Source organism: Lactobacillus helveticus DSM 20075 = CGMCC 1.1877, from assembly GCF_000160855.1.
Taxonomy (GTDB): Bacteria; Bacillota; Bacilli; order Lactobacillales; family Lactobacillaceae; genus Lactobacillus; species Lactobacillus helveticus.
Map to the genome: position 1 here is coordinate 102,054 of NZ_GG700752.1, position 2,480 is coordinate 104,533.

A 2,480-nucleotide genomic window follows, 5' to 3' on the forward strand; every position below is an offset into this window, starting at 1 on the left:
ACAAATTAAGACAGGGCTATTTCCCCGGAAATGAAAAAGAATCAACTTAGGTTTTGCGTCTAAATTGATCCTTAATGAAGAGATTTTTATATGAAGTGGAAGTCTCATTTGAAGTTTAAAACGAAGAAGTAAATGACGAAGACTACAAACAGAATCCACATCATCGGTGTAATCTTCTTGAACTTCTTAGCAGCGATCATTGAAATAGGGTAAACAACGATTCCCCAGCCAAGACCGTCTGAAATTGAATAAGTTAACGGCATCCCCAATGCAATCAAGAAACATGGAATGGCAATTTCAAGATCGGTCCAGTGAACATGTGCTAAGTTTTCAGCCATTAAGACTCCGACGATAATCAAAGCTGGAGCTGTGACTTGGGTAGTAAAGACACTTAAGATAGGTGAGAAAATGGTAGAAATCAGGAAGAAAATACCAACCCAGACAGCGGTTAAACCGGTCTTACCGCCAACCGCAATACCAGCACTTGATTCAACGAATGCCCCAACTGGTGAGGTACCAAGGACAGATCCGACCAACATACCGGAAGAATCGGCAGCTAATGCTTCACCAGCTTTTGGAATTTTATTATTTTTCATTAAACCAGCTTGTTGTACTAAACCGATCAGCGTACCGGTGGTGTCGAAGAAAGTTACCAAGAGGAAGGTGAAGACCACTACCCACATTTGAACGGTATTGATTTCACCAATATGAAAGATGGCTTGAGCAAAAGTTGGTGCGATGCTTGGAATAGATGAAACGATTCCCTTAGGCATTGGAATTTGTCCAATTGCGACACCGAAGATTGCGGCTAAGATCATGCCGATAAAAATTGCGCCAGGTACGCGAGCGATCATTAAGAAAATGGTAATGATCAATCCGAAGATAGTGATCCAAACTGTAGGGTTATTTAAGGAACCAATAGTTACCAAAGTAGAATCACTATTTTGAATTAAGTGTCCACCTTGCAAACCAATGAACGCGATGAAGAGACCGATACCAGCAGAGATGGCATATTTGATATCGGCAGGAATTGCATCGATAATCATTTCACGTACTTTAAAAACAGTTAGAATAATGAAAAGGATAGATGCCACTAAAACGGCAGCTAATGCAGTTTGCCATTTCACCTTCATACCTAGGCAGACGGTGTAGGTGAAGAAAGCATTTAATCCTAAAGTCGGAGCTGATGCAATTGGATAGTTGGCTACTAGTCCCATGACCACACAGGTGAATGCTGCGGAGAGAGCCGTTACCGTGAACAAGGCACCTTTGTCCATTCCGCTGGCTCCCAGAACATTCGGGTTAACGAAAAGGATGTATGACATACTAACAAAAGTAGTCAAACCAGCTAATAGTTCGGTCTTAAAAGAAGTATTGTTCTCTTTTAGATGAAAAAATTGGTTAATAGCGTTCATTTAAGCCTCCAAAATTTATATAATTATGAACATTTACTTAAGATTATACCTAAATAGTTAATAATTACAATATGAAATATGGATTTTGTTCGATTTTGTCAATGAATGCGCTTTATTTTAGAAAAACTTGACCTTAACCTAGGGTAAAACCGTATATTCAAATTAGGAGGTGACAGAAATGTCGCGAAAATATTCTATTGGTGACGTAGCAAGAAAGCTAAACATGACGACGCGCACAATTCGTTTTTATGATCAAAAAAACTTGGTAAAGCCAGAATCTATTGGTGAAAATGGCTATCGTTATTATGGTGAAGAGCAGATTCAAAGACTAGAGCTGATCAATTACCTACGAGGATTAAACTTTTCTATTAAACAGATCAAGCAATTGCTTAATGATCAAAAAGGATCAGATTCACTGCTATTGCTCTTTCAAAAACAAATTGAAGAAAATGATGCGCAGATCGCAGACTTAAAGCAAAAACAGACACAATTACGTCATTTAGCAAAAACAATTGCTACACGAAAAATAGATGCAGATGGTTTAACAGACATTGCGAAAATCATGAAAAAAGAAACTAGATTGACTAACTTAAGAAGAAAAATGTGGTTGTTCAGTTTTTCCATTTTGTTAATCGAAGTACTTGGAATCTTTAGTGCATATCAATTTAAGCAAAGCAATGCTTTACCGGTAATGTGGTTGAGTATAGCGACTATGTTAGTACTTATTTTTGGCTTAACTGCTTTTTTGACAAAGTATTACTATGACCAAGTTGAATATATTTGCCCTAATTGTGGAACCAAATTTATTCCGGCAATGACCACATTCATTTTTTCAGCTCATACACCAAAATTTAGAAGATTAGCTTGTCCACACTGCCACCAAAAATCATATTGTTTAGAAATTGCACGATAGTATTTCCTAGGAAATGGAGTATTGTATCGATTATAATCGATATAAATGAGGTGAGTAGATGATCAAAAGAACAGTTTATTTGAACCGAATCAATCCATTCATTGATAAAGATATCATTAAGGTAATTACTGGAATTCGCCGTAGTGGAAAAT

General features: G+C 37.2%; 2 protein-coding genes. One reads left to right on the forward strand and one right to left on the reverse strand.

Features of this window, described 5'->3' with window-relative positions; all coding sequences use genetic code 11:
• Nucleotides 1–104 precede the first annotated feature (104 nt).
• The gene (locus HMPREF0518_RS00445; RefSeq protein ID WP_003624951.1) at nucleotides 105–1,415 is read right to left on the reverse strand and encodes an NCS2 family permease; all 1,311 of its coding nucleotides are present in this window, start codon (nucleotides 1,413–1,415) and stop codon (nucleotides 105–107) included.
• A 178-nt stretch (nucleotides 1,416–1,593) separates the two neighbouring features.
• Here HMPREF0518_RS00445 and HMPREF0518_RS00450 point away from each other — a divergent pair, with 178 nt between their 5' ends.
• Entirely contained in the window at nucleotides 1,594–2,328 is a 735-nt protein-coding gene (locus tag HMPREF0518_RS00450) for a MerR family transcriptional regulator (protein ID WP_003624955.1), read from the forward strand.
• Nucleotides 2,329–2,480 lie beyond the last annotated feature (152 nt).

Excerpts from the sequence above, each read along its gene's own strand:
- HMPREF0518_RS00445 (WP_003624951.1), bottom strand. The coding sequence starts at position 1,415 with ATGAACGCTATTAACCAATTTTTTCATCTAAAAGAGAACAATACTTCT.
- HMPREF0518_RS00450 (WP_003624955.1), top strand. The coding sequence starts at position 1,594 with ATGTCGCGAAAATATTCTATTGGTGACGTAGCAAGAAAGCTAAACATG.